Source organism: Exiguobacterium sp. ZOR0005, assembly GCF_000798975.1.
Classification (GTDB): domain Bacteria; phylum Bacillota; class Bacilli; order Exiguobacteriales; family Exiguobacteriaceae; genus Exiguobacterium; species Exiguobacterium aurantiacum.
Genome location: NZ_JTLB01000011.1, coordinates 1 through 1,686 on the forward strand (window position 1 = coordinate 1; position 1,686 = coordinate 1,686).

A 1,686-nucleotide genomic window follows, 5' to 3' on the forward strand; every position below is an offset into this window, starting at 1 on the left:
TGAAGTGCTCCCTGTCAAGTAGACAGGACAAACAATGAAAACCAGCCTAGGCGGCTTGAGACCTGTATTCGACAGGGCTCAAGCCGTTTAGTCGTTTCTGGAAACGATCGTGGTTGTAGAACGATATGTAGTTCTCGATGGCCCTCGTGAGTTCGCTATAGGCCTGGAACTCACGCAAGTAGTACATCTCCACTTTCAAGGTGCCCCAAAAACTCTCGATCGGGGCGTTGTCGATGCAACGCCCGACCCGGGACATGCTGCGGGTCATTCCCGCGTCTTCTACCATCCGTTTGAACCCTCTTGAGGTATATTGGAACCCTCGGTCGCTATGGATCATCGGACGTGCTCCTGTACGGAGCCCCGCGATGGCTGGCATCATCGTCTGGAAGACGAGCCCGTTGTTGTTGGACCTTCCGATGCGGTAGGCGACGATCGAGCCGTCATACAGGTCGATGATCGCGCTCAGATACGCCTTCTTCCCGGTCCCATACTTGAACTCGGTGACGTCGGTGCACCATTTCTCGTCCGGGCGGGACGCACTGAATTCTCGGTTCATCAGGTTCTCGGCCACATGTTGCGGCGTTGACTTCTTATGTCTCTTCTGCTTCCGGCGGATGACCGATTGGATCCCATGGCTATGCATCAAGCGATAGATTCGCTTTTCATTGAATGGGGACAGGCTCTGTTGCCGGCGCAGCCGATTGATTGTCATCGTGATCCGACGGTACCCGTATGTGCCGTTCGCCTGGTCATAGAGTAGACGAATGTCCTCCAGAAGCTTCTCGTTCTCTTCTTGACGCACCGGTATGGTGCGGTTCAACCATTTGTAATAGGCCGCCCGTGAGATGCCGGCGACTCGACAGAGGAGGACGACCGAGATGGCCTCCTCTTCGTATAATTCTTTGATGGCGATATATCGTTGCTGTAGCCGTACCTGGCTGATCACGACCTCCTCTCGATCTCCTCTAACTTTTTTAGGAACAGGTTGTCCGCACGAAGAAGTTCGTTCTCAAGCTCCATTTGCCGGATCCGGCGTTTCAGCTTCTCCTCTTCACTTAGTTCGTCCTCTGGCTTCGTACGCCCACGGCGGTCCAGGAGCGCTTCTGCCCCGTCCGTGTCATACTTCTTGACCCAGCCATAGATTTGCCCATAAGACACCTGATATTGTTCCGCGGTCTGTTGGTAGTTGCGTCCATTCTCCAAACAGTATTTCACGATCTCGAAGCGCTCTTCGAATGTAGTTTTTCTTCCTTTTGTCATAGCTCGATTCATCCCTTTTCTCGAATCTGTTAACTCGCTATGACTAGTATACTTCTTAATCCATTTTCGAAGAACAGATCCATCACTGATTTGATGGTTGGAGAGGACTTCCACCGTGGTGGCCCCATCGAGATAGTCACGGACGGCGGCAATCTTTTGTTCCTTGGTGTAATGTCTCCATGTCCTCGATTCCTTCAACGCGTCGATTCCGCCGGTATCGAATTTCACTTTCCACACCCGGAGAGTATTCTCAGAGACGTTATGCGCTTCCATGATTTCCTTCCACGTATAGGTTTCTTCTTCCATCATGCGCAGCGCAGCCAGTTTTTGTTCGATCGAATGCCGACTTCTCACCATAAAAAAACACTCCCCAATCAGATAAACAGATTTGTTATTTCATCTGTCTACCTATTGGGGAGCATATCA

The 1,686-nt window shown here is 51.4% G+C and carries 1 protein-coding gene; it reads right to left on the reverse strand.

Annotated features, from left to right (window positions below):
- Positions 1-46: 46 nt before the first annotated feature.
- Positions 47-1,617 (reverse strand): IS3 family transposase gene (locus L971_RS14910; RefSeq protein ID WP_156111487.1). Its coding sequence is split into 2 segments (ribosomal slippage): positions 47-978 and positions 978-1,617, totalling 1,572 coding nucleotides; the frame shifts between segments, so codons are not numbered across the junction.
- Positions 1,618-1,686: the final 69 nt, after the last annotated feature.